The sequence below is a fragment of the Proteinivorax tanatarense genome (assembly GCF_040267685.1).
Lineage (GTDB): Bacteria > Bacillota > Proteinivoracia > Proteinivoracales > Proteinivoracaceae > Proteinivorax > Proteinivorax tanatarense.
Genome location: NZ_CP158367.1, coordinates 2,373,922 through 2,398,666 on the forward strand (window position 1 = coordinate 2,373,922; position 24,745 = coordinate 2,398,666).

Here is a 24,745-nt window from a genome sequence, read left to right on the forward strand (position 1 = left end):
TCCCCTTATTTTGTAATTTTTGAATTGGAAATAATTGTTGTTATTTCATGGGGCTTCACCTCAATGACGCCCTTTTTCTCACCTATTTTTTCTAACTTTTCCTCAACAATATTTGATTTAAATATTTCATTGTGTTTACCTGCACTCTCAACCTCCAGGCTTATACATTGTTCAGTGGGATTATACCATCTAGCTATTATCTCATTTTCACCCTCACCTGCTTTTAACGCTGTGAGCACTAGTCCTTTGCCATTCCAAGTTAAATAGCTGCTTTGTTTGTCAACAGATCCATTACTTTGTTTTTGTTGTAAAATCAAAGGATTGTATGGAAAGCTATAGGCGTCTAAATAAGAGTTACTGGAAATAACATCATCCTTATGTGGTATTAGCATAAATTCCACTTTATTTTCTCCTAAACATTGTGCTTCTGGAGTCTCAAAATGTCCCCAGTCTCCCATCTCTCCAACTGATCTAAGCAAAGTAACACAAATTGTACTATTATCAACTATTTCGTACTCATGAAGTCCTTTGGTGGCAATGGTTAGGCCATATTTGTTATTTAAGCTTACAAATCTTTGCATATGATGATCAAAAGATGGGTTTTCCCAAGTTGAAGCTGGGTTATTAGGTCGCTTAGCTATTTCAAAAATACTATCTGCGAAATGGTATTCGGCTGTTTCTCCAATGGGAAACAAAGCTCTTAGCCTATGATCTTTTGCGTTGTTATCTACATTTACGGTAACCTTTAATCCTTTGCCTTGTTTTTCTAACTTTAACTCTGTAACTATAACAATAGTACTCTTTTCCTTCCCTCTCTCTGCTTTTCTATCCGGATGCCAAACTAAACTGCTTTTTTCTTTTTTCAAAGCATCATCAGCTTTTGTTGGTATTTCTAAGGTATTTGTCAGTCTTACTGTGGCTGATAAAGACGTGTTATTCACCACCTCTAATGCACATCTATTGTTTTCACTTGTTACAGTCAGCTCATCACCGGACTGCTTGTACATGTACTCGTTACCTATATCTCCTGTATTTTCATAAATTCCTAATTGCCTATATACCTTGTTGGTATTCTTGTCTTTTACGGTGTAACTACCATTTTCATTTATAGCAACAGCAATGTTGTCATTTTCTAATGTTTTACTTTTGGAATCCCAGATATTTGGGCTACTTTTGATAACATCCTTCTCATGAGGTACTAGAAAACACCTTTCATAGCCGACAGCTCTTTTAGAGTCATATAAAAATGTCACTTCTACTTCTTTAGCGTAGTAAGGTCTTCTAAAGCCGTCTTTGGGCAAGTCATAACCAAACTTAATCCCTAAATCTTTAACTGCACAATCTACTACTTTATTATCTGCTCTTTCTACGACAAAATTGGGAAGGCTTAACCTTTCTAAGGTTTTTGGAATTTCTTTGAAACTCATCTCATCAAAATAAATTTTCTTTAGATGGAACTTTTTAGTTAGTACCTTCTTATGTTGGTGCCCATAAGTATCAAATACTACAAAAGGGATAGCATCCTTGTTTGCATGGTTTGTATCTATTTCCACTGCAAAGCTATTCCCCAACTCAGTGGAAACTTTTTCAACCCCTTGCTTAACTTTTAAAAACCTAGTTTCCATCTCTTTATGAACCTCATCAACGCTACATCCACAGATGCTATCATGGGGGTGATTCTCCATAAGCATTTTCCAATAAAATTCACTATAATCTCTGTATCTATCTTTGTTAATAGCAAATATCCCCATAGGTTCTAGCCTTTTTTCTAACAACGTTTGGCAGTAGTCATTCTGGACTTTTAGATATACTCTAGATGATGCTGTATTAACTAGAGTAGCCCAACCATCTGTCTTTTGGTTGCGCAATTCTCCTTTTATGGTTTGCAAGTTTGGGGAAAGATGCTTTTTAAGATTGCGGATATAATTTTCAAAACTTGAATGTTTAAAGACTACTTCAGAGTTTTGTCGGTTAGCTATAGAAATCGCTTCAGTTATATCTTTTTGTAGCGGTTGGTGATCACAGCCATTCAAAAACAACAATTCTGACGTAGAAGCAAACTTATCTACCTCATTCAGCTTCTTTTCCCAATAAACTTTCGCTTTTTGCTCTTCAACAGGAATTTCATTTCCATTAGAATACCAATTTGCAAACAAAATCCCCAACACTTCAGACCCATCAGGTGATTCCCATTTCAATTCTGAAAAAGGTGACGAATAATCATCACTGTGAAACACCTGATTATTAAAGCCTGTGGGGGTTACTCCTCGCCCAAAAGCAGCTACTTCTATTCCCGCTTGCTTTAATAACTGAGGAGCTTGACCGTATATACCAAAAGTATCAGGAAAATATCCTATCTGGCCTTTTTGCCCATATTTATTTGTATCTTTTAAACCGTATAACAGATTTCTTATGTTTGCCTCAGAACTTGTTAAAAAGGCGTCTTGCAGCACATACCATGGTCCTATTATTAACCTGTTTTCTTTTATGTAATGCTCTACCTCTTCTTTTTTTTGCGGACGAACTGCTAAATAGTCATCAATTAAAATTGTTTGTCCGTCTAGGTGAAAACTATGAAAGTCAGGATTATTTTTGAACATGTCAAGTAAGTCATCCATAAGTTCCACTAAATGATATCTATGTTCTTCTAAACTCATATACCATTCTCTGTCCCAGTGAGAATGTGAAATAATATGAGCTGTTTTTTCGTTACTCATTATAGCACCTCCATTTTTTTACATTCTTCTTCAGATATCCATTTTTTAAAATTATTTAAAGAAACTTTCATTATCCAATAACTAGGCATAACACCAGCAGTAAAGAGAACTAGCCCTGGCAACTGATAAATTAAATAGCATATCATAATAATACCTATCGCTATTGTAGTGTTTCCTCTTAAGTTTAGTAAACCTATAATAAATGGCTGGAATAGGTAGTCTTTAAAACTTCCTTTAAAACAAACATAGTAGGAAAAAAGGTAAAAAAAAGCAAACACATAAAATATTAAAGCAAAGATAATAGCAATCATACACAACAAAGGAAAAAAACCTTGAATTTGAGTAACAATATACAAGTCCCAAACTAGGAAAACCCCCACAAAAGCGTAAGCCCAACCTAGCCCGTTTGCCACCCAAAAATTTTCTTTATAATAACGGTGAAACTCTCTCCAAATACCGTCATCAATTCCACCTTTTAACCATTTTTTAGAGATATAAAACATAGATAATGTAGCAGGAAATAGCCCTAATACTACTCCCCCCAAAATGGTGTGTAAAATCCATGCCCAATTTAGATGCATTATCCTCCAAACCCAAAGACTTGCTTGAGTAAAAACATTGCCAAGTTGGGTAAACACTAAAAGTCCCCCTTTATCATCTAAAATAATAATTGCCAATCTTAACACTTAGTTATAAGCTTAATATTCTTAAATTGTCGCTATTCTTTGTAACTGGTAACTGTATCGCTACAGAAGTATGGTAAAAACTAGAATTAGTTATTTTCAATTAATTTGTTGGTAGTAGCTAAATTATAAAACCAACGCCCACTTTTTTTGATAGTTCTTTTCTGGTTTAACAAATCCACCCTATACAATCCATATCTATTTTTGTATTCATTTAACCATGACCAATTATCTATAAAGGTCCAAACGTGATATCCAAAGCAGTTACTGCCTTCTTGAATAGCTTTGTGTAACCAGGTCAAATGCTCGCTCATAAATTCTATCCTATAATCATCCATGACCATCCCATTTTTAATAAATTTTTCTTCTCCTTCAACACCCATACCATTTTCTGCTACAAACCATGGTATATTACTATAGCAATCTCTTAAGTTTATAGCTATATCATAAATCCCTTTTTCATATATCTCCCATCCTCTATGGGGATTCATTTTTGCTTTTGGCCACTTGTAACTTCTAAAATACTTTTCAAACCCTTGCTTGAAATTTGACTTAGAATCGCCTTTTTGAACCCTCCTAGGCTGATAATAATTAACTCCTAGAAAATCAACTTTATAGTTTTTTATAAGGTCAAGTTCTTCTTGGCTATAATTTACTTTTATCCCCTCAGTTTTCAGAACATCCCTTATTACTCTAGGATATCTTCCTAAAACAGCAGGGTCCAAAAAACTTTTGTTAAAGAAGGCATCGGCAATTTCTGCTGCTCTAATATCTTCTACATTTTCTCCTTTAGGATAACTAGGAGTTAGGTTTAATATAATACCTATTTTCCCACCTTCTATATTTGCTTCTTTAAAAGCTTTTACCGCTTTTTTATGAGCAACCATAGTATTAAAACCAGCTTGCATCGCCCTTTCCATATCCCAAATCCCTGGAAGGTGTTTATCGTTGAGATAACCCATTTCTATGGGAACAATTGGCTCATTAAATGTAACCCAATCAAATACAAGGTCTCCAAAAGTCTCAAATGCCACTTTAGCATAATAATAAAATTCCTCTAAAACCTCTTTATTTTCCCACCCTCCAATTTTATGTAACCTTAATGGCATGTCAAAATGGAATAAGTTAGCTATTGGTTTTATCCCCTCCTTGTTTAACCTTTCAAACAAGTCTCGATAAAAACTTACCGCTTCCTTATTTACTTTTTTTCCGTCGGGAATTAACCTCGCCCAAGATATTGAAGTTCTGAAAGAATTAAACCCTACATTTTTCATCAAAACTATATCTTCTTTATATCTATAATAAAAGTTAGAAGTATGCTCAGGACCTCTCTTTTGATAAAACTTATCTGGTTCTTTTGCATACCAGTAATCCCATACTGTTTTTGCTTTTTTAGCCTCACTACTGGCCCCTTCTAGTTGTTGAGCAGAAGCTGCAGCACCCCACAAAAATCCTTTCGGGAATTCTTTGGTCATTTATTACGCCTCCCATTTTCAATAGTTAGTCTCATGTTAATAATATCTATAAAAAAAAGGAGTTGGAATAACTTTGCTCCAACTCCTTTAAAATAAACATAAAAACTTTAAAAATAACACCTAACAATTTAAAGCCCCATATACAGCTCCTATTAAATTAGCATCATTTTTCAAAGCACATCTTTTTACATTAGGCATAACCTCAGCATAACCTAACTTGTCTAATATAGTTTTTAATCTTTGGCTTATTTGTTTATCTAAATCGTCTCTTGCACTAATTGCCCCTCCTACTATAATCATTTCTGGGTCATATATGTATTGTAGGTTATATATTCCTACAGCTAACTGCATATACCACTCATCTATAGCCTCTAAACATTCCTTATCATTTTTAGCGGCTAACTTAAATACCTCTACTCCATCCAACTGGCAGCTTTTAATCTGCTTGCGTTGAGCAACATTTTCTATTAATGCATTTGTGGAAGCTACCTCACTCCAGTTTTTAAATTTCCCTTTTTTAAAGTCTTTTTCTGCCAGCATATAGCCAAATTCTCCCCCATGTAAATTTTGTCCTACATGGAGTTGTTTATTTTTTATTACTGCCCCCCCTATACCAGTTCCACAAATAATAAATAGTACATCTTTACATTCCCTTGCAACCCCCTGCCACAGCTCAGCTAGGGCAGCGCAGTTAGCATCATTTTCCATATAAACCTTTAATTTTGTTTTTGCACCTAATATTTCTTTAATATTTGGCCCATGGATATAAGGTATTGCGGAAGTTCCTCTTATAACACCCTCTTTATTGTCAACTGTTCCTGGGCAACTTAAAGCTACGCTTTCTATTTTATACTTTGCCGCAAAGTCCTTTGTCAGCTTTCCCATCAAGTCTATAAGATCCTTTATATCTTTTCGTGGAGTGGGAGTTATCCCTTTGTCAACGATTTCTCCATGTTGATTGACAACTCCGTATTTTAAGTTTGTTCCTCCCAAATCAAAAGCCATATAGTTTTTCACTTTATCCCCCTCCTGGTTTTTAACTATTTTGGCGATTGTAAAATTCGACAATGCTTGATATATCTTTTTATTGTGGATAACTCCTAAGAATATCAATTTGTGCCTAAGAGATAACATATCACTTAGAAATAAACCCAGAGTGTCTATGTGTTTAAAATCTGTCCATTTTACAATAACCTATTTAACTATTTTAGTACCATGAACTTCCAAAGCTTTTGTATATTTTTGTAAACTTTCCCTGTTATCCTTAGTAATTCCTTTACCAGGCATAATAATAATTCTGCCTCGGGCATGACAAACCAACTCTCTAAGCTTTTCTTTGCCTTCCCAAGCACTTTCTTTCCCACCTTTTGTTAATATTCTATCTATGTTTAATTTTATAAGCTGCTCCATAGCTTTAAACTGGTCGTTAACTTCATCAAAAGCCATATGAAATGTTATTCTTAAAGGTTTGGCTTCCTCAACTAGCATTCTAGTTGATTTTATATCAATTTTATCGCCCTTCAAAGCACCTATAGCTACTCCGTATGCCCCTAACTCTTTAGCCTTTTTAATATCATCTAACATTATTTGTATTTCGTCTTTATCAAATTCGAAACTCCCTGGGCGTGGTCTTATCATAACTATAACTGGAATTTTTAAGGTGCTAACAGCCTTTTTAATAGTGCCATAGCTTGGAGTAACGCCACCTTCTATGAGGTTGCTACAAAGTTCAATTCTATGAGCACCCAGATTTTCATTTTCTAAAGCCTCTTTATAATTTCCAACACAAGCTTCAAAAACCATTTAATCCCCTCCGCATTTCCTATTTAAATTAATTATATATCTAACGATGTGACTATTCATTATAAAATCATCTTATAGGATAGAAATATATAATAATTACAGTTGATAAAAGTTATTTACATTAAAAAGAGTACAATTCCTCTTTTATAGAAAAACTGCACTCTAAAACTTATTCTATTTATCCTTTAACAGCATTATCCAACAATATATCTACTACTCTGTCATCCTCACCTACAGGCGTAGTCATCTTAAATTCAACACCGGGATGTTCTTTTTTAATTTCTTCTAGCAGTTTCGGTATGTCCTTTTTTATGTGGTTACCTTTAAATAAAAACAACGGTACAATAACTACGCTTTCTGCCCCCTCTTTAACTAAAGTGTTTATCCCCTCCGCAAAAGAAGGTTTAGATAGCTCCATTGAGCCATATCCTACCAAATCAAACTCATTTTTTTTATTTAACCTTGCTTTTTCACTAATACTAAACAATTGGTCGTTTGCCTCAGCTGCTCTACTACCATGAGCTAGAATAAACAGTCCTTTTTTCATATTTATATGCTCCTTTATATATATTTCAACTATAATACTTTTCCACATACTCCAAAACATCATCTAACTTAGACGATATATTAGGATAGTTTATTTTCGGTCTATCTATTATTATGGGAGTTACACCTTCTAGTATTGCTCCTGTTAATTTTTCATTTGTCCCCCCGACATCTCCGCTATCTTTCGTAACCATGTGTTGAATTGCAAAATGTTTATAAATTTGTTGATTCATTTGCTGAGTAAATGGTCCTTCCATAGCTATGATTTGAGAGGAGTTAAAACCTAACATCTCACACTTGCCAATAACCCCTTGGCTAGGTAAAACTCTGATATAAAGTCTTTTTCTTTCTATAACCTGAGTAAATTCTTCTAAGTTTTTGCTTCCAGTTGTCAAAAGTATATTTCCTTTTTTATTTTTCAACCATTGAGCTGCTTTTTTTACATCGGGGAATCTTTTTAGCTTAGGTGATTGATTAAATTTTCTACCTTCTAGAATAGAAGGCCTTTCATATCTAACATACTTTATTGACATACTTTTACATGCTAAAATAGCATTTTGGGATGCAGAGGTGGCATAGGGATGGGTAGCGTCTACTAAAATTTTTATGTCGTGCTCTGCTATCACTAATTCCATTTGCTCAGCAGTTAGCCTTTGGGTAATAATCTTCATATTTCCAGTTTGGGGGATAAGACTACTCCCATATTGTGTAGCAGTGGTTATAACCATCTTATAACCTTTATCAGCTAACCGGTTTATTAAATTTCTACCATCTTTTGTTCCCGACATCACCCAAATCATATTTTATATCCCCTGGGAGTAACCATAAACTGGTCGTCAACAGACATATGAGTTTTAGAATTACCTATAATTACCGTTGTAAACATATCTATAGAATGTTTTAACATATCTTTTAATGTAGTAATAGTAATCTTTTCATTTTGTCTTTTTACATTTGTTGCAATGGCTACAACTGTCTCTTCACTTTTATGCTTCAATAAAGTATCGTGGGCAATTTCTATTTGCCGTTGCCTACCTTTACTTTTGGGGTTATAAAGACAAATTACAAAATCTCCCCTTGCAGCCATTTCAACCCTTTTTTCAATTACTTCCCAGTCAGTAAGTAAGTCACTTAAACTGATGGAAACATAATCATGCATTATCGGCGCTCCAATGGAAGCTGCTGCAGCTACAGACGCTGTTACCCCTGGCACAATTTCTATTTCCATTGTCTTTGTTGACTTGTTCTGGTCAGCTACTTCCAATAACAGCCCAGCCATTCCATAAATCCCAACATCGCCACTGCTTATTATAGAAACTATTTTGCCTTGCCTTGCTAAATCAACTGCTTTTTTGCACCGTTCTTTCTCACTTTTCATTCCATAAGAAATTATTTCTTTATCATGGATTAACGACTTTATTAAATCAATGTAAGTTTTATAACCAACAATTACTTCACTATCTTTTATCGTATTATAAGCCTTTATTGTCATATGCTCTATGTTACCGGGACCAATCCCTACAGCATAAACTTTCCCTTTTTTACTCAATATTTTGCTCCTCCCAAATTGCTATAGTTACACCGCTTTCTTTTTTCTTGTGTAAAATTAATTTCCCTGTTTTATTTGAAGCTAAATAAGCACAGGGCTCACATACTCCAAAAACACCGACTTTGCTTTTAACAAACTTAGACTGGTCAAACATATCCTCTACTTGCTTAATTTTCTGCTTGGTATATACCTTTAAAGGGATCTTCCTTTTCTGAGCTGCTTTAACTATTCCCTTTTCATCTTTTTTTAAGTCTATTGTAGCTATAGCTTTTATGCTTTTAGGGTGTAGCCGAAGTTTGCTTAAATAGTTTTTGATAACCTCATCTATTTGTTGCCAGCCAACACCTTTTTTACAGCCTAATCCCACAACTATATTTTGGGGAATTAACCAGGTACTTTTAACATCCTTTTCATCGAGAGGTTCTTTGTTAGAAATATAGATTATCCCTTCTGCACCTTGTAAATCCATAGAAAACTCTTCGGGTATAATAAATTCTGTTTTTATACCTACTTTCTTGTTATTTACCAATAGATAGGTAACTTCTTTTGCCGTTTCAAAATTTTCAATCCAACAATTTAGCTTTTTAGCTAACATATCAACTGCTATAGTTTTGTTTATATCAGAAGCAGTTGTTATTACAGGCTGAGCCTTTATTTTATCAGCCAAATAAATTGCCTTATCATTAGCTCCCCCTAGATGACCTGATAATAAACTAATTACATGTTGCCCCTTTTCATCCATTACTAGGACAGCAGGGTCTCTTTTTTTATGTTGTAAGTATGGTGCTATGCTTCGCACTACTATTCCTGTGGCCATTATAAAAATTATTGTGCGATAGCTACAAAATATACGCCCCACAAAATTTGTAAAACTATCTTCAATTATATCTATATCATTTGTTGAGTTACCATAAACAAGTTTCTTAGAAGTAAAAATCTTTACAGAATGGTCAGCTTTAAGTAGATTTGCAATTTTTTCAGCTTGTGCTAGTCCCCCTTCCGTTAGAGTTATTATAGCCCAACTAATGAGAACCCCTCCTATATTCATGACGGAAATTTTCATCATAAAGTTTAGAAAAACTATAATTATTTCCCAAGAAATCTCCAACCAAAATTTGTGCAGTTTTATAAATCCCAGCTTTTTTAACTTTTTCCTCTATGTCATTTAAAGTTCCCACAACAACTTTTTCATCATCCCACGAAGCTTTCTGAACCACTGCTATTGGTGTAGAAGCTGAGTAATATTTGCTAAGTTTCTCTACAACTTTATCAATCGATTGAACTGATAAAAAAATTGCCATAGTCGCTTTATGTTTTGCCAGCTCATCTAGGTTTTCTAACTTTGGAACTGGAGTTTTCCCCTCTATTCTTGTACAAATCACAGTCTGAGTTACCCCCGGTAAAGTAAGCTCTTTATTCATAGTAGCAGCTGCCGCAGTAAAAGAGCTTACCCCCGGTACGACTTCACAATCAATGTTTAATTTTTCTAAAATATCTATCTGTTCTCGTATAGCTCCATATAGGGTTGGATCTCCTGTATGTAAACGAACAACACTCTGTTTTTGCTCAACAGCTTGTTTTATCTCCGTTATAACTTCTTTTAAAGTCATAGAAGCACTGTTCAACGCTTTGCAAGTTTTTTTACGACAAGAAATAACTTCCTTGTTTACCAAAGAACCGGTATAAATAATAACATCGGCTTGCTCTATTATTTTTCTACCTTTAACTGTAATCAGCTCTGGGTCGCCAGGACCTGCTCCAACAAAAAAAATTTTACCCATCTTTATACCCCTCTTCTTTTAATTAGAACTGTAGACAAATATGGCACCTTTTTATATAAATCACCTATATCATATGAAATAAGTTCTCCTTCTCGATGACATTTTGAAACTAACACAAAATTATTCTCTAGTTTTTTTTCTTTTAATATATCGGCCAGCTCTTTGTTTTTTTTAGAAGGTTTCATAACAATAATATTGTCAAATGTATCTATTGCATTCTTTAATTCTTTTTCTTCTATTAAAGGTATAATACAAATGGTCTCATTCCCAGAGCAAAGGCTTGTGTTGACTCTACTAGCTATAGAACAAAACGAATTAACTCCCGGAATAGTTTCTATTTTAATTTCTTTATCCTTTAAATGAGGTAATACATACATGTAGGTGCTATAAGTGGTGGGATCTCCTAACGTTAAAAAGGCAACTTTTTTATGCGTGTTTATTAAATAGTTGATTTTTTCTGCATTTTCAATCCAACTTTTAGAAAGTTTATCCGAATCGTTGGTCATAGGAAAAACCAGCTGAACAATCTTTGTTTTTTCACCTATAAATTTATTAGCTATTTCTAAAGCAATACTTGTGTTGTTGTCATCAATTTTAGGTGTAATGACCACATTTACTTTTTCAAGAGCTTTTATCGCCTTTAAAGTTATAAGATCAGGATCCCCAGGTCCAACACCTATCCCATAAAGTATCTTTTCCATTAAACAACCTCCCCTAGCTTTTAACTGCTGTAATCAAAAAGACAGGATTTTGACTTTTCATCATTGTTAATTCTTTTATAAATTCGCCTTTAGAAATTAAAACCTGGGTAACATCAATTTCTTTATAGTTTTTTTGCTTTAACAACTTAACACATTTATATAAGTTTTCGATGGTTATTACATTAACAACTATTTTCCCACCACAAACCAACTTATGGTCTAGTCCGTCAAATATTTGGCTCAATTCTCCTTTAGAACCTCCGATAACTACACCGTTAAGTTTAGGTAGGTCTGGAATAACTACTGATCCTTTCCCCTGAACAATCTTCATGTTTGCAATGCCAAACTTTTCTGCATTTCTTTTTGTTAAGTTAACAGCATCAGGGTTAATTTCTATTGAATAAACCTCTCCTTTTTCTGCCGCTAAAGCCATTTCTACAGAAATACTTCCAGTTCCTGATCCTATATCAGCTAAAATATCATTTGACTTTACCTGCAATTTACTCAGCGTAATACTCCTCACCTCTGACTTTGTCATTGGAACTTTTCCCCTATAAAACATACAGTCTGGAATCCCATAAGTTTTATACTCCCAGATTTTACTCATCAGAGATCACCACTACATTTAGACCATAGTCAATATTAGGTACATTTTCAATTTTAAACTTAAAGATTTTTTCATTTTCATAAGATAAGTTAGATCCAATGTACATCCATTTATCAGTAATGTTTTTATCTATCAAACGTTGTGCTATTTTGTTAGGATTCCAGTATTTATCTGTCAGAAGTATTACTTCTTTTTGCTTATTGACAATTTCTTCAACTTCTATATTTCTACCATGCAAACTAGAAACATAAGCATTCTGCCACGGTCGCTTAAGTTTTGCATACATGTATTGAATAGAACTTAAACCGGGAACAACCTCTAGTCTAATTTCTTTTGCAAGGTTTTTTTTCAAATAACTTAGTAAACTATGAAAACCGGTGTCACCTGAAACAACAACTGCTATATCTTGGATAGTATAATTGTTGGATATATAATCTTTAACCTCCACTAAGTTTCCTTCGATAACTATACTTTTCTTTGTTTCTAAGGTTGCTATTTGATTTATTGAATCTAGATTTCTTTTGCCGCCAATAATTACACCACATTTTTCTATGGTCTTAATAGCTTTAGGAAGAATATAATCACTGTGCCCGGGTCCTATTCCAACTATAAAAATTTTACTCATTTTTAACCCCCAAAATGTTTTTTGCTTCGTTACAAGCTCCCAGTTTTCCGTATTTTTGCGAAAAAAGTATTGTACCTATGTTTATTTTATGGTTTGTTCTTTCTTTACATCGCTCACTAACTGCATCTGCCAGCTGAGGAAATACACACTGAAGATTAGCGTTATATACATAGTCTATCGCTTCTTCAGTGGTTGTACTGTCCATAATCATCTTAATTAGCTTTCTATCTTCTTTTAACAAAGCACAATGAGCAGCTAAAATTTCCAATCTTCCATCAGCAATATTGCTGTGAGTGTTAAAAATTCCACCAGCTACTTTTATCATCTTACCAATATGGCCTATAAATAAAATCTCTTTTATTTCTTCTTCTACAGCCTTATCCAGTAAAAACCCTATAAAGTTACTGGTTTTTAATATTGGTTTATCAGTTATCCCCAAACGTTGTGCAAAATCTTTTCCGTAATTACCTGGGCATAACACTATTTTGTTATGTTTTTCTTTAGAAACAACTCTAAGTTCTAAAGCTAGAGCATCTTTTAGAGCGTCATCAGACATCGGTTCAACTATGCCTGTAGACCCTAGTATAGATATTCCACCTTTTATCCCCAATTTTCCGTTAAACGTTTTAAAGGCAATTTTTTCTCCTTCTGGAGCAAATATCTCTATTTCAACAGCACAGTTTTCTGGCAAAACTTTTTTTACTTCTTCTTTGATACACCGCATTGGAACTGGATTGATAGCTTTCTCCCCTACAGGTACATAAAGACCAGGCCTTGTTACAGTACCGATTCCCTTGCCACCTTTTACAGTTATGCCATTTTGCTGGTCCTTTTTTCTAACTTTGGCATAAATTTTAATACCATGGGTTATATCAGGGTCGTCGCCAGAATCTTTTGTAACACTACATATAACTTCATCGACCTTAATTTCTATATCCTCTACCTTTAATTGCAATGTCCAACCTTTAGGGGTAGAAACGTTTATTGTTTCTAGTTTTTGTTGATCAAACAATATTTTAGTAGCTGCTGTTGCAGCTGCTACTGCACACGTCCCGGTAGTGTATCCATATCTTAGTTTTTTCCCTTTTTTATTTATATATCTCTCCATCATATTCCCCTAGCTTTATCTTCATAAGCCCGTTTATAATTGCAGCGGCTACTGGACTTCCTCCTTTTCTACCACGCACAGAAATATATGGGATATTGCTTTTTATCAATTCTTCTTTTGACTCTGCTGCACCAACAAATCCTACAGGAACTCCTACCACTAACGAAGGCATTTTATTATGTTTTTTAACTAAGTCAATAAGCTGAAAAAGAGCTGTAGGAGCGTTGCCAATAGCAAAAAAGTTAATTTCATTCTGTAAAAAAGCTTTTTCTAATCCCACCATGGATCTAGTTTCGCCTCGTTCTCGTGCAGCTTGTTTAACATCTTCATCATGGGTAAAGTTGAATACCTGTCCGCCTAACTTTTTAAAGTTAACTGAATTAATGCCGGACAAGGTCATTTTTGTGTCTGTATATATAGTTAAACCTTTTTCCATAGCATTTGCAGCATTGTTGATAGCTTTAGGATGAATTTTAACCAAATCTTTATATCCCGTATCCCCTGTTGTATGGATGACCCTGGTAACAATCAACTTCTCAAATAAAGTGAGGTCTTTCATATTAACCTCTTCGCTAATTATTCTAAAACTTTCATTTTCTATACCTTTCGGATCTTTGATAAACATCTCCTCATCACCCTTTTGTTTTTTCATTAACTATGACTTTTTTTCAATGTATTTTTTTTAGTAAAAAAGAAAGCTACCCCACCTAACACTATGACTACTCCTAATATTTTTAACCATTTTGTCCAGCTATCGCTATATGCTGCTTCATCACCAACAGTCCACTCTACTCTGTGTCCCATTCCATCCTCCGCAATTAAAGTTTCTGCTTCTGATTGGGCATCATAATTGAAAAGTCCTTCGCTATTTAAGCTGCCTTCTTCTAATAATTCCCCATCTTTATCATAGACTTTGACTACTACAGAACTAGAGGTTGTCCCATCATCAAACCCTACCCAAACCTTGCCATCTTCCTTTGGTTCAATTACCATTCTGTGAGCATAGGCTGTTGAAGGCAAAAACACCATAACAGCTAGTAACACAGCAATAATCTTAATTAACATATTGTTCATCTCAATCTCTCCCTTAATATTTTATTTGCCACACTAACACTTTTGACACAAATATCGGTACCCTCAAATACTCTAATTAATGTAGGGCTAGTCAGCCCTGCATGCTCTAACAGTCTTTTATCATAAAAAACATCATCACCTCCTACTTTAAGTAACATTCCTTCTTGAAAAATCAAAAATTTTTCTCCCCAGGTATAGGCTATATCGACATCATGGGTAGCAATAATTAAAGTGTGCCCTTTATCATTTAAGACCTTAAGAATATTTAACATATTTTGGTTAGAAACTGGATCCAATCCTGCAAAGGGTTCATCAAAGACTATAATCTGTGGGTTCATAGCCAAAACTCCTGCTATAACTACTTTCTTTTTTTGCCCAAAACTTAAGTTAAAAGGATATTCATCCTTAAGGCCTGAGATTCCAACAGCACTTAATGATTTGTTAACTCTTTCTTCTACTTCCCCGTTGTTTAAACCCATATTTCTAGGGCCAAACGCCACGTCTTCTCCTACAGTTGAAGCTACAATCTGATCTTCAGGATTATCAAATACAATTCCCAACTTTTGACGAACTCTAGCTACGTTTTTTGAGCATATTTTCTCCCCATCGATTAAAATAGAGCCTTGCTGGGGCTTTAAAAGACCATTCAAGTGCTGTATCAAAGTAGATTTCCCACTGCCATTTGCTCCTAAAATAACAACCTTTTCTCCTTTTTTGATTGAGAAACTAACTTTATTTAGGGCTTTGATGTCATCATTGTAATTAAAATTAAGGTTATTTACCTCTATATAATCCATATCCTCACCACTTATCAATTAAAATCAAACATAAAACGTTAATTATTATTCCACATCCAATAATCCAGTCCTTACGATGAATTCTTTGAGGAGATGGAACATAAAATTCTTTGGAAAAGCCTCTGCTTTTCATGCTATTATACAGTCGCTCCGATTGTCCTATACTCCTTAGAATGACTCCTCCCATCACTTCACCGTATATTTTAATTGTTTTTAAATCTGCTCTCGGTGAAAATCCTCTTGAAACTATAGATTTATAGCAGTTTTTTATTGTTTCTTTAAATATAAATAGGTATCTATAGGAAATAAATAGGACAGAACAAATGGTTTTAGGCAACTTTAAATGACTCAATCCCCATAACAACTCTTGGTCCTTTTCTGTAAACATCAGCAGTAGCATCAATAAAAACACACTTAATGACTTTCCAAAAATTAAACTTATAAACTGGATATTTTCTAGTGTCACCTTAAAACCTTGTCCAATTAATAAAGGAAAAGCCATAAATAGCAAAAAGGGTAGGGGCAAAAGAATCTTCTTAAAAATAAATTTTAATGAAAATTTGCTACTCATCAATAAAGCTAAACATTGTAAAAAAACTATAGAAATTATCAAAATGTTCTCTAAAGAGATAATCATAAAAGCTGTTACAAAAATTGTTGAAATTTTTATTCTAACTTCCCATTGTTCTGCCCAACTTCTGTCTTTCATAAAGCTTTCATCCCTTATATTACCTTTTTGCTTTTTGACAGATACCTTACTGCAAAAGCTGTTAAGCCACCCTCGATAAAAAGGAGGGGAGTATGGGCTAAAATCAATAAGTTTATATTTGATATAAACCCTTCATGGTACCTAGCATCTGTCATCCATAGTACACCAACCAAAATTGTGGTACATAATATAACCCCTAATGCTCCAACTACCCCGCCCCATAAGGCGGGATTTTTATGTTTGGAGCTTAAAAAATCATATGCTTGCCAACTAATAATAGCAGGGATTCCAATTAATAAAGTGTTTACCCCTAAGGTGGTAATACCTCCGTGTTGAAATAACATGGCGTGAAGTAATAGTCCAACAAAGATGGCAATTGGACTTCGTCGTTTTAATGTTATGCCCAATAATCCTGCTAGCAAAGGGTGGGCGCTGCTAGGACCAATTGGGATACTTATTAAAGCGAAAGCAAAAAATGCCGCTGTCATAATACTGATTTTAGGTATTTCATCCTCTTTAACTTTATATAAAGCATACCCAATTAATCCTGCAGCAGCTACCGATGTCCCCACAGCCACTTCAGTACTTAAAACTCCATCGGCGATATGCATAATTTTCCCTCCTCTTTCAATTGCTATCTAGTTAATTTTTTAAAGGCATCTCTTGCTTTTTCTATTGTAAAATCAATATGCTCATTATCCATTTTTGCATTTAGAAACAGCGATTCAAACTGGGATGGTGGAAGATAAACTCCTGAATTAAGCATCTCTTTAAAGTAGGCTATAAACTGTTCATTATCAGCTTTACTGACATCTTCAAAGTTTTTCACCTCTTTATCTGTAAAAAACATTGAAATCATTCCACCGACTCTGTTTACCGTTATATCAATATCGCTTAATTTTGCTGCCTCTCTAATACCTTTTTCCAATCTTAAGGCAAGTTTATCTAATTTATCATAAATTTGTGGATTGTTCCTCAGTTTAAGTAAAGTTTCATATCCTGCCCTCATAGCTAAGGGGTTCCCCGATAAGGTGCCTGCCTGGTAAACTGGTCCTATCGGTGCTAGCAGAGACATTATTTGCTGCTTTCCACCAAAGGCACCCACTGGAAGACCACCGCCTATTATTTTTCCATAACAAGTTATATCCGGTTTAATATCTGGGTATAATTCATGAGCTCCCTTAAAGCCAACCCTAAACCCAGTCATTACTTCGTCAAAAATCAATACAGTTCCATATTTATCTGTTATTTGTCTTAACCCTTTTGCAAAATCATCTTCCATAGCAATAACACCCATATTACCAGCTACTGGCTCCACTATCACTGCAGCTATTTCTTCGGGATTTGCTTTAAATATGTTTTCTACACTTTCTAAATTGTTAAAACTGGCAGTAAGTGTATGTTTTGCTATCTCTGCAGGTACTCCTAAGCTATCCGGAACTCCATGGGTTAATGCTCCTGATCCAGCTTTGATTAAAAAACCTTCAGAATGTCCATGATAATTTCCTTCAAACTTGATTATTTTGTTTCTTTTTGTGTAGGCTTTTGCTAATCTAACTGCAGACATAGTCGCCTCAGTACCTGAATTTACCATTCTAACCATATCTATGTTAGGTAGAGAATCAACCATAAGTTCTGCCATTTTCATTTCTATAGCTGTGGGAGCTCCAAAACTTGTTCCCGTTTTGATCACTTGATGAAGTCCATCTACTACATCTTTATCACAGTGCCCCAAAATCAGAGGTCCCCATGATCCTACAAAGTCGATATACCTATTATCTTCTTCATCAAAAATATAAGTTCCATCTCCCCGTTTTATAAATGGCGGTTCCATTTTTACAGAAGAAAAAGCTCTAGCTGGGCTATTAACTCCTCCTGGAATGACCTTTTTAGACCGTTCAAACATTTTTTCTGATAGTGTTTCCATCACATTACCTCCCAATTTATTTTTTACAAAGCTCCTTTGCTATCTCTTTAGCAAAGTAAGTAATAATTATATCTGCTCCAGCTCTTTTTATAGCAATTAATGTTTCAATCATACCTTTTTTTTCATCCACTAAGCCATTTTGAGCAGCTAGCTTAAACATGGCATATTCACCGCTAACGTGATATGCAGCTATAGGAAAATCGTTTTTTACATCCCTTATTATATCTAAGTAATGAAGAGCTGGTTTTACCATCATAATATCTGCCCCTTCATCAATATCAATTTCTATTTGTCTTTTTGCTTCTATGCGATTGGCGGGGTCCATTTGATATGTTTGCCTATCTCCAAAACTTGGTTTAGATTGTACAGCTCCTCTAAAAGGACTATAAAAGGACGAGGAAAATTTTGCGCTATAGCTCATTATTAGTACGTTTTGTAATTCTGCCATATCCAAAGCATTTCTTATCGCCTTTACCCTGCCGTCCATCATGTCAGAGGGGGCTACAATATCTGCTCCGGCTTTTCCATGGCTTACCGCAATGCTTTGCAGCCTCTTTAAAGTTATATCATTATCTATTTCTTTTTTTTCCACAACACCACAATGACCATCGATGGTATACTGACATAAACACACATCAGTAATAACAGTTAAAAAAGGGTAGTGTTTTTTTATTTCTCTTACTCCTTTTTGGACTATGCCCTGACTCGAATCAGCTTCACTTCCTAGTTTGTCTTTTTTATCGGGTAGCCCAAAAACAATCACTGCCAAAATGCCCAGTTGCACCACTTCTTTTAAACTTTCCTTTAGCTGATCTACACTATAATGATACTGACCCGGCATATTAGGTATAGGTTTTTTTATGTTATTTCCATTTGTAATAAAGATTGGATAAACAAAATCATCAACGCTAAGTGCGGTTTCGCGTACTAACCTTCTTATACCATCATTTTTTCGTAGCCTTCGGGATCTTATAAAATCTTCACCCATTAACATTCCTCCTCTACTATCCTTTCTACTAAACCGTCTATTGTGTAGCTACCAGGTATTATATCAGCAGTCAACCCCATATCTCGACAGGCTTTTTGGGTAACTGGGCCAATAGCTCCAATTGTGCTTTTTTTTATCAGCTTATTATTTATGCTTATACCTAAATCCGTTAAACTTTCGCTGAAATATTTAACAGCTGATGGGCTTGTGAATAAAATATAATCAAAGGTCTTTTCTTTAATTTTCTCTAATCTCTCCAAATCTTTTACCTTTTTAACTTCATAAACCACTTCTTCAAAGACACTAACCCCTATCTTAGTTAGTTCCTCTTTAACCACCTGTCTTCCTAAATTTCCTTTTATATGATATAAAGTGTCGCCTGCCTTCACTTTACTGGACAACGCTTCAACAACACCCTCTAAAGTAAAAGTGTTGGGAACAATATCAACGACGACTCCCTTTTGTTCTAATGCATTTTTAGTTGAACTTCCAATGGCTGCAATTTTAGTTTGATGAAAATGGCGAAAATCTATTTTTTTATCCCTCAAATTGGTCCAGAAAGCCTCTACACCAGTTGGACTGGTAAAAAGAATAAACTTTGACTTCATTATTTTATTAAAAGTTTCTTTTGTTAAATTAACTTTATGATTAACAGAAATAGAAGGGTAAGTAATTACTTCAGCTCCGAGACGTAAAAGAGTATCCTTTAACTGCTTTTGCTTTTTATCTCTAGTAGTTAAAATGCGTTTCCCATTCAAAGGCAAGCTTTTTCGCCAGTTAATCACTTTCCCAAACTCCACAACTTTACCAACCGTTATAATTCCCGGTGCTTTAATCCCCTTTTTTTGCACTTCATCTTTAATGAGTTTTAAAGACGAAAAAACTTTTTTTTCGCTAGCGGTACAGCCGCAACTTATTACTGCTGTTGGTGTATCAGGGTCTTTACCATGTTCAATCAAAGAGTTAGTAATTTCCTCAATTCTCTCTATACCCATTAAAAAAATTAATGTCCCATCTAATTTGGCCAAAGCTTGATAGTTAACTTGGGTATCACTCTTATTTGGATCCTCACTTCCAGTTATAACATGAAAAGAAGTGCTTACATCTCTATAAGTTACAGGAATACCAGCATATTCGTTAACTCCTATGGGGGAAGTTATTCCCGGTATAATTTCATAATTTATGCCAGCCCTCTCAAGACTCACAGCTTCCTCTCCACCCCTACCAAAAACAAAAGGGTCACCACCTTTAAGTCGAACAACAATTTTTCCCTGAGCAGCTTTACTAACTAACAGATTGTTAATTTCTGATTGTGTTAACTTATGCTTATTAGGAGCTTTCCCAGAATCTATTAACTGACAATTTGGTTTGGCATATTGTAAAACTTCTAAAGGAATTAACCTATCATATAAAATAACATCTGCTTCTTTTATCGCTCTTAAGCCTTTTATTGTAACCAACTCACTATCACCAGGACCTGTGCCAACCAGATATACATTTGTTTTATAGCTCACTTATACTCCATCCTCTGCTTTTAAAATTTCCTTTGCACCTTTTGCCGCTAGTTTTTCCCCGAGTTTTTCCCCTAAACTTAGATAGCTACTAGGCTCACCTTTTATTTCGTCATATAAAAAGACATTACCATCTGAACTTCCAACCATGGCATGTAAATGCAACTCATCACCTTTTATCTTCCCAAAACAACCTATGGGAGCATGGCATCCACCTTGTAGGGTTTGTAAAAAGCTTCGTTCTCCCATCACCGAAACAAAGGTATTATAATCATTAATTGTTTGTAACATTTCATTAAGCTCATTATCTGTCTGTCTAATTTCGCATCCAATTGCTCCTTGTCCTACTGCAGGAACAAATTCCTTAGTATTTAGAACCTGAAAATTTTCGGGAGTTATCCCTAATCGATTTAAACCTGCTGCAGCTAATATAACTCCGTCCATATGCTGGTCATATAATTTTCTAAGTCTTGTTTTAACATTTCCCCGCAACCCACAAGTTTTTAGGTCATTTCTCATTTTTAGTATTTGGCTTTGCCTTCTTAAACTGCTAGTGCCGATAATTCCTCCTTCAGGAAGCTGCTTAAGACTTCTTTGAGAGTTGAAAATAAGCACATCCCTAGGGTCTTCCCGTTTAGGCATAGAAGAAATCATCAGTCCATTTGAAGTTTCCTGGGGCATATCTTTCATGCTATGGACTGCCATATCTATTTTTTCGCTTAATAACAACTCTTGAATCTCCTTTACGAATAATCCTTTTCCGCCAATTTTACTTAAAGTCTTATTTAAAATTTGATCCCCTTTGGTGGTTACAGTTACTATTTCATATTTGTATTGAGGAAAAAAGCGCTTAAGTAAGTTAATGATAATCTCACTTTGAATAATTGCCAATTCACTTTTTCTTGACCCCACCTTAATGGTTCTTGTCATGTTTACTCCCCCTTTGAAAAATTTTATTGTATTCTTTTAATAATATTTCATTTAAATACTTAAAATGCTGATCTGATAAATTTTCTATTTCACACAAACTTGAGGGGAGGTTCTTTTCTGCTATTTCCCAAAACTGTCTTTTGCATTGGGAACAAGGCTCGTTAATGCTTTTGACCCTATATTTATTTAAAATTTCAGCTAGCTTTTCAGATTTTTCTGAGAAAGATTTAGCCAAAATGTTTTTTAGGTACTTAGATAAAAATGGATTTTTGCCGTGAGTGGATACTGATATTGAGATAAACTCTTGTTGATGGTTTGCTGGCATTATAAAGGTGGAATCTTTATATGATGTAACATTGTTCACTAGTACATTGTGTTTTTCTCCTTCTAAAAATATATTCTTGTTTAGGTTAACGTCATCGGTGGCAGCAAAAACTATATTATTATCAAGTAAATCCTTATTGTTAAATTTTCTTTTATAAAAAGTTACTTTTCCATTTTTTATAAGGCTATCAAAATTAGAAATCAGTTTTGGACTTACAACTTTTATCTCACACCCTTTATCTAAAAGAGCTGAAACCTTCCTCCAAGCTACTTTTCCTCCACCCACTACCAACACTTTTTTACCTGTTATGTCTAAAAAAATTGACAAGTTATTATTCATCAGTTTTTACATCCTAAATATTTTTTTGCAAACTCCAATGCTTCTTCGCAGTCACCCTGCTCACTTGCATATTTCATCTGAATAATTGGTTTTTTCCACATTCTTTTAACCATGCTTTTGATAGTTTCCTCAATTATTTTACATTCTCTTTGATTTAAGTTATCTATTTTCTTAAACATTTGTTCCAGTCCTTCATCTACCAATAAGTCATTGTGATGATGAATTTCCGCTATTTTCGAATGTATCGGAACACTCCTTCGCCATCTTATAAAGTCATTTACTCTAGTTTCAATTTCCCTGCTAATTTCATTTAATAATTTTTCTCGAAACTTTATATTTTCCTGAGCTATTTCTTTTAGATTATCTATATGATATAAACTAGCCCCTTGTATATTTGATATTCTTGGATCAATATCCCGAGGTATAGCAATATCGATTAACACAATAGGGTTATTTCTATAGGTTTTTTCAAAATCATTATAATGATAAATATAGTGTGGAGCTGAAGTAGCGCTAATTATAATATCTACCTTATTTATAAAGTCATATTTCTCCTTATAACTTACAGAAGTAATTTCCTTACTTTTATTTGTTTTTACTTTCTCTGGGCTTCGGTTGCATATGTATACTTCTCTGACTCCTAGCTCCAGAAGGTGGGTAACTGTTAATCTGCTCATCTTTCCATAACCAACCACCAATGCTCTACTATTTTTTAAGGAACCAAGCTTTTTTTGTGCTTGCTTTACAGCTATATAGCTTAACGAAAGAGGATTTTCGGAAATCTTGGTGTTAGAGCGTATATCTTTTGCCGCAGTCACTGCCCCCAAAAAAAGTTTATTTAAAATTTTACCGCTTGCTCCCTTTTCCATAGCCTTTTCATGGGCCTTTTTAACCTGACCCAGTATCTGATCTTCACCTAACACAATTGACTCTAATCCACAACAAAGCCTATATAAGTAAAAAATAGCTTCATCATTTTTTTTAAACTCGTATTTTCCCGCCATTTCCCACTCAGCTATGCTAAAAGTATCGTAAAAAATCTTTTTACACCATTTTTCTCCCAAAGTTAAATCATCAAAACTACCAATTAACTCGGTGCGGTTACAGGTAGATAAAATTACTCCCTCTTTACAAATAGAACTTTTCTTTATTATCTCTAAAACTTTATCAATGTCTTTATTTTTAAATGCTACTTTTTCTCTAAACTCTATATTTGATTTTTTGTGATTAATGCTGAATACTAGTATACTCACATCAAACTCTCCCTTAACTAATGAGCTGAACATTCAACAGTGGGTAACTTACTCCCCTCGCTGCTTGAAGTTCGCTTGCAAAAAAATAATACCCATGTAGCCATGGGTATTATTTTTGAGATACAGTCCTAAAATGCATCAAAAAATAAAACCCACTTCCCTCCGAAGGAGTTTACTTGCAATTTTAGGCTGGTATCCTGACTCGTGAATCTCTTTACTCTTGACGCCTTCCCTTTATCAAAAAAGATAACAGTGGCTTATGTCAATTTCATCCTCACTCACAGTAGCGGGGGCTGTAGTGGATTTGCACCACTTTCCCATTTAACTCTACTTGAGCACCTAAAATTATATATTTAATTTTAATCCTCTTACATTAATTTTAATGCTATCAGATAATGGTAAAAACATCAATACTGTTTTGTAAAAAAAAGAATATTTTTTCCATTTAAAAATCCAGCATCTCATGTTACCCTTCTTATGCCCTCACTATCAAGTTTTTTAACAATATCTTGGATGTGTGAACCATCAATAAGGATATCATTATTTATTTCCCAAAGTGGAATCATTACAAAAGCTCTTTCTTTCATTCTTGGATGTGGAATAGTAAGCTTCTCATCATCACTTGCAAAGTTTTCATAAAGTAGTATATCAATATCTATAGTTCTAGGTCCCCAGCGAATGGTCCTTTTTCTATGTAGTTGAGTTTCTATTTCATTTATATACGATAAAAGTTCATAAGGAAGCAAGCCAGTTTCTATCACAACCACTAGGTTCAAAAAACTATCCTGTTCCTTATAGCCCACAGGATCGGTTTCGTAAAAGGACGATGATGAAAGAGAAAAAATATCTTTATGACTTTCTAGTTTCTTGATAGCTTCTAAGAGGTAAGCCTTTTTGTCACCTATATTACTTCCCAACCCCAAATATACTTTAGCCATCTTTACTTCTCCTTATTTCAACTGCAAAGTAATCAAACTTTCCTTTTACAGGTGCTTCTGGTTTTTTAACTGTTACATCTATTGCTAAAACTTTTGCAAATTTATCTAGCACCTTTTGGGCTATGTTTTCTGCTAAAGCTTCTAGTAAGTGATATCTTTCTTTTTCAACTAAGATTTGAATTAATTCAAAAACTTCAGCATAGCTTACAGTTTCATTAACATCATCTGTTACACCAGCCTTTTTAATGTCTAAAAACAGTTCAATGTCCACAATAAATTTTTGTCCTAATGCCTTTTCCTCTTCTAACACTCCATGGTTGCCATAAAAATACATGTTTTTCATAATAATTTTATCCATA

General features: G+C 34.4%; 27 protein-coding genes and 1 riboswitch. All 27 genes read right to left on the reverse strand.

Annotated elements, in window-relative coordinates; all coding sequences use genetic code 11:
• Nucleotides 1–5 precede the first annotated feature (5 nt).
• Nucleotides 6–2,717 carry an alpha-mannosidase gene (locus PRVXT_RS11665; protein WP_350343042.1) on the reverse strand — a complete coding sequence of 904 codons (2,712 nt, stop codon included), beginning with the start codon at nt 2,715–2,717 and terminating at the stop codon, nt 6–8.
• Complete coding sequence (locus PRVXT_RS11670; protein ID WP_350343043.1) at nt 2,717–3,394, reverse strand: YesL family protein; 678 nt, start codon at nt 3,392–3,394, stop codon at nt 2,717–2,719. The genes PRVXT_RS11665 and PRVXT_RS11670 overlap by 1 nt, the downstream gene beginning before the upstream one ends.
• A gap of 95 nt (nt 3,395–3,489) precedes the next feature.
• Nucleotides 3,490–4,875: a glycoside hydrolase family 1 protein gene (locus tag PRVXT_RS11675; protein WP_350343044.1), complete on the reverse strand. Its 1,386-nt coding sequence runs from the start codon at nt 4,873–4,875 to the stop codon at nt 3,490–3,492.
• 120 nt (nt 4,876–4,995) lie between these two features.
• The gene (locus PRVXT_RS11680; protein ID WP_350343045.1) at nt 4,996–5,892 is read right to left on the reverse strand and encodes an ROK family protein; all 897 of its coding nucleotides are present in this window, start codon (nt 5,890–5,892) and stop codon (nt 4,996–4,998) included.
• Between the two features lie 177 nt (nt 5,893–6,069).
• Nucleotides 6,070–6,678: a copper homeostasis protein CutC gene (locus PRVXT_RS11685; RefSeq protein ID WP_350343046.1), complete on the reverse strand. Its 609-nt coding sequence runs from the start codon at nt 6,676–6,678 to the stop codon at nt 6,070–6,072.
• 178 nt (nt 6,679–6,856) lie between these two features.
• A complete protein-coding gene (locus PRVXT_RS11690; RefSeq protein ID WP_350343047.1) occupies nt 6,857–7,225 on the reverse strand; it encodes a sirohydrochlorin chelatase in 369 nt (122 codons plus the stop codon).
• A gap of 25 nt (nt 7,226–7,250) precedes the next feature.
• Nucleotides 7,251–8,024, reverse strand: a complete 774-nt coding sequence (locus PRVXT_RS11695; protein WP_350343048.1) for a cobalt-precorrin-6A reductase — start codon at nt 8,022–8,024, stop codon at nt 7,251–7,253.
• Entirely contained in the window at nt 8,021–8,773 is a 753-nt protein-coding gene (cobJ, locus tag PRVXT_RS11700) for a precorrin-3B C(17)-methyltransferase (RefSeq protein WP_350343049.1), read from the reverse strand. Before cobJ ends, PRVXT_RS11695 begins: the two co-directional genes overlap by 4 nt.
• Nucleotides 8,766–9,839: a cobalt-precorrin 5A hydrolase gene (gene cbiG / locus PRVXT_RS11705; RefSeq protein WP_350343050.1), complete on the reverse strand. Its 1,074-nt coding sequence runs from the start codon at nt 9,837–9,839 to the stop codon at nt 8,766–8,768. Before cbiG ends, cobJ begins: the two co-directional genes overlap by 8 nt.
• Nucleotides 9,796–10,554 carry a precorrin-4 C(11)-methyltransferase gene (cobM, locus tag PRVXT_RS11710; RefSeq protein ID WP_350343051.1) on the reverse strand — a complete coding sequence of 253 codons (759 nt, stop codon included), beginning with the start codon at nt 10,552–10,554 and terminating at the stop codon, nt 9,796–9,798. The genes cbiG and cobM overlap by 44 nt, the downstream gene beginning before the upstream one ends.
• A 2-nt stretch (nt 10,555–10,556) precedes the next feature.
• Complete coding sequence (cobI, locus tag PRVXT_RS11715; protein WP_350343052.1) at nt 10,557–11,255, reverse strand: precorrin-2 C(20)-methyltransferase; 699 nt, start codon at nt 11,253–11,255, stop codon at nt 10,557–10,559.
• A 13-nt stretch (nt 11,256–11,268) separates the two neighbouring features.
• Nucleotides 11,269–11,862 (reverse strand): precorrin-6Y C5,15-methyltransferase (decarboxylating) subunit CbiT, encoded by a 594-nt coding sequence (cbiT, locus tag PRVXT_RS11720; RefSeq protein WP_350343053.1) that lies wholly within the window; start codon nt 11,860–11,862, stop codon nt 11,269–11,271.
• Nucleotides 11,855–12,487, reverse strand: coding sequence for a precorrin-6y C5,15-methyltransferase (decarboxylating) subunit CbiE (gene cbiE, locus PRVXT_RS11725; protein WP_350343054.1), 633 nt, complete (start codon nt 12,485–12,487; stop codon nt 11,855–11,857). The genes cbiT and cbiE overlap by 8 nt, the downstream gene beginning before the upstream one ends.
• On the reverse strand, nt 12,480–13,595 hold the full coding sequence (gene cbiD / locus PRVXT_RS11730) for a cobalt-precorrin-5B (C(1))-methyltransferase CbiD (RefSeq protein WP_350343055.1): 1,116 nt from the start codon (nt 13,593–13,595) through the stop codon (nt 12,480–12,482). Before cbiD ends, cbiE begins: the two co-directional genes overlap by 8 nt.
• A complete protein-coding gene (locus PRVXT_RS11735; RefSeq protein ID WP_350343056.1) occupies nt 13,576–14,247 on the reverse strand; it encodes a precorrin-8X methylmutase in 672 nt (223 codons plus the stop codon). Before PRVXT_RS11735 ends, cbiD begins: the two co-directional genes overlap by 20 nt.
• Nucleotides 14,247–14,669 carry a hypothetical protein gene (locus tag PRVXT_RS11740; protein ID WP_350343057.1) on the reverse strand — a complete coding sequence of 141 codons (423 nt, stop codon included), beginning with the start codon at nt 14,667–14,669 and terminating at the stop codon, nt 14,247–14,249. Before PRVXT_RS11740 ends, PRVXT_RS11735 begins: the two co-directional genes overlap by 1 nt.
• Nucleotides 14,666–15,466 carry an energy-coupling factor ABC transporter ATP-binding protein gene (locus tag PRVXT_RS11745; protein ID WP_350343058.1) on the reverse strand — a complete coding sequence of 267 codons (801 nt, stop codon included), beginning with the start codon at nt 15,464–15,466 and terminating at the stop codon, nt 14,666–14,668. Before PRVXT_RS11745 ends, PRVXT_RS11740 begins: the two co-directional genes overlap by 4 nt.
• A 4-nt stretch (nt 15,467–15,470) precedes the next feature.
• Nucleotides 15,471–16,175 (reverse strand): energy-coupling factor transporter transmembrane component T family protein, encoded by a 705-nt coding sequence (locus tag PRVXT_RS11750; protein WP_350343059.1) that lies wholly within the window; start codon nt 16,173–16,175, stop codon nt 15,471–15,473.
• A gap of 14 nt (nt 16,176–16,189) precedes the next feature.
• A complete protein-coding gene (locus PRVXT_RS11755) occupies nt 16,190–16,813 on the reverse strand; it encodes a CbiM family transporter (RefSeq protein ID WP_350345155.1) in 624 nt (207 codons plus the stop codon).
• Complete coding sequence (gene hemL / locus PRVXT_RS11760; RefSeq protein WP_350343060.1) at nt 16,810–18,102, reverse strand: glutamate-1-semialdehyde 2,1-aminomutase; 1,293 nt, start codon at nt 18,100–18,102, stop codon at nt 16,810–16,812. The genes PRVXT_RS11755 and hemL overlap by 4 nt, the downstream gene beginning before the upstream one ends.
• Nucleotides 18,103–18,118: 16 nt before the next feature.
• On the reverse strand, nt 18,119–19,090 hold the full coding sequence (gene hemB / locus PRVXT_RS11765; RefSeq protein ID WP_350343061.1) for a porphobilinogen synthase: 972 nt from the start codon (nt 19,088–19,090) through the stop codon (nt 18,119–18,121).
• The gene (gene cobA / locus PRVXT_RS11770; protein WP_350343062.1) at nt 19,090–20,604 is read right to left on the reverse strand and encodes a uroporphyrinogen-III C-methyltransferase; all 1,515 of its coding nucleotides are present in this window, start codon (nt 20,602–20,604) and stop codon (nt 19,090–19,092) included. Before cobA ends, hemB begins: the two co-directional genes overlap by 1 nt.
• Nucleotides 20,605–21,531 carry a hydroxymethylbilane synthase gene (gene hemC / locus PRVXT_RS11775; RefSeq protein ID WP_350343063.1) on the reverse strand — a complete coding sequence of 309 codons (927 nt, stop codon included), beginning with the start codon at nt 21,529–21,531 and terminating at the stop codon, nt 20,605–20,607.
• Nucleotides 21,515–22,195, reverse strand: a complete 681-nt coding sequence (locus tag PRVXT_RS11780; protein WP_350343064.1) for a precorrin-2 dehydrogenase/sirohydrochlorin ferrochelatase family protein — start codon at nt 22,193–22,195, stop codon at nt 21,515–21,517. Before PRVXT_RS11780 ends, hemC begins: the two co-directional genes overlap by 17 nt.
• A complete protein-coding gene (gene hemA, locus PRVXT_RS11785; protein WP_350343065.1) occupies nt 22,195–23,448 on the reverse strand; it encodes a glutamyl-tRNA reductase in 1,254 nt (417 codons plus the stop codon). The genes PRVXT_RS11780 and hemA overlap by 1 nt, the downstream gene beginning before the upstream one ends.
• 170 nt (nt 23,449–23,618) lie before the next feature.
• A riboswitch (cobalamin riboswitch) is annotated at nt 23,619–23,806 on the reverse strand.
• Nucleotides 23,807–23,909: 103 nt separating this feature from the next.
• Complete coding sequence (gene folK / locus PRVXT_RS11790) at nt 23,910–24,386, reverse strand: 2-amino-4-hydroxy-6-hydroxymethyldihydropteridine diphosphokinase (protein ID WP_350343066.1); 477 nt, start codon at nt 24,384–24,386, stop codon at nt 23,910–23,912.
• A complete protein-coding gene (folB, locus tag PRVXT_RS11795) occupies nt 24,379–24,744 on the reverse strand; it encodes a dihydroneopterin aldolase (protein WP_350343067.1) in 366 nt (121 codons plus the stop codon). The genes folK and folB overlap by 8 nt, the downstream gene beginning before the upstream one ends.
• Between the last annotated feature and the right edge of the window lies 1 nt (nt 24,745).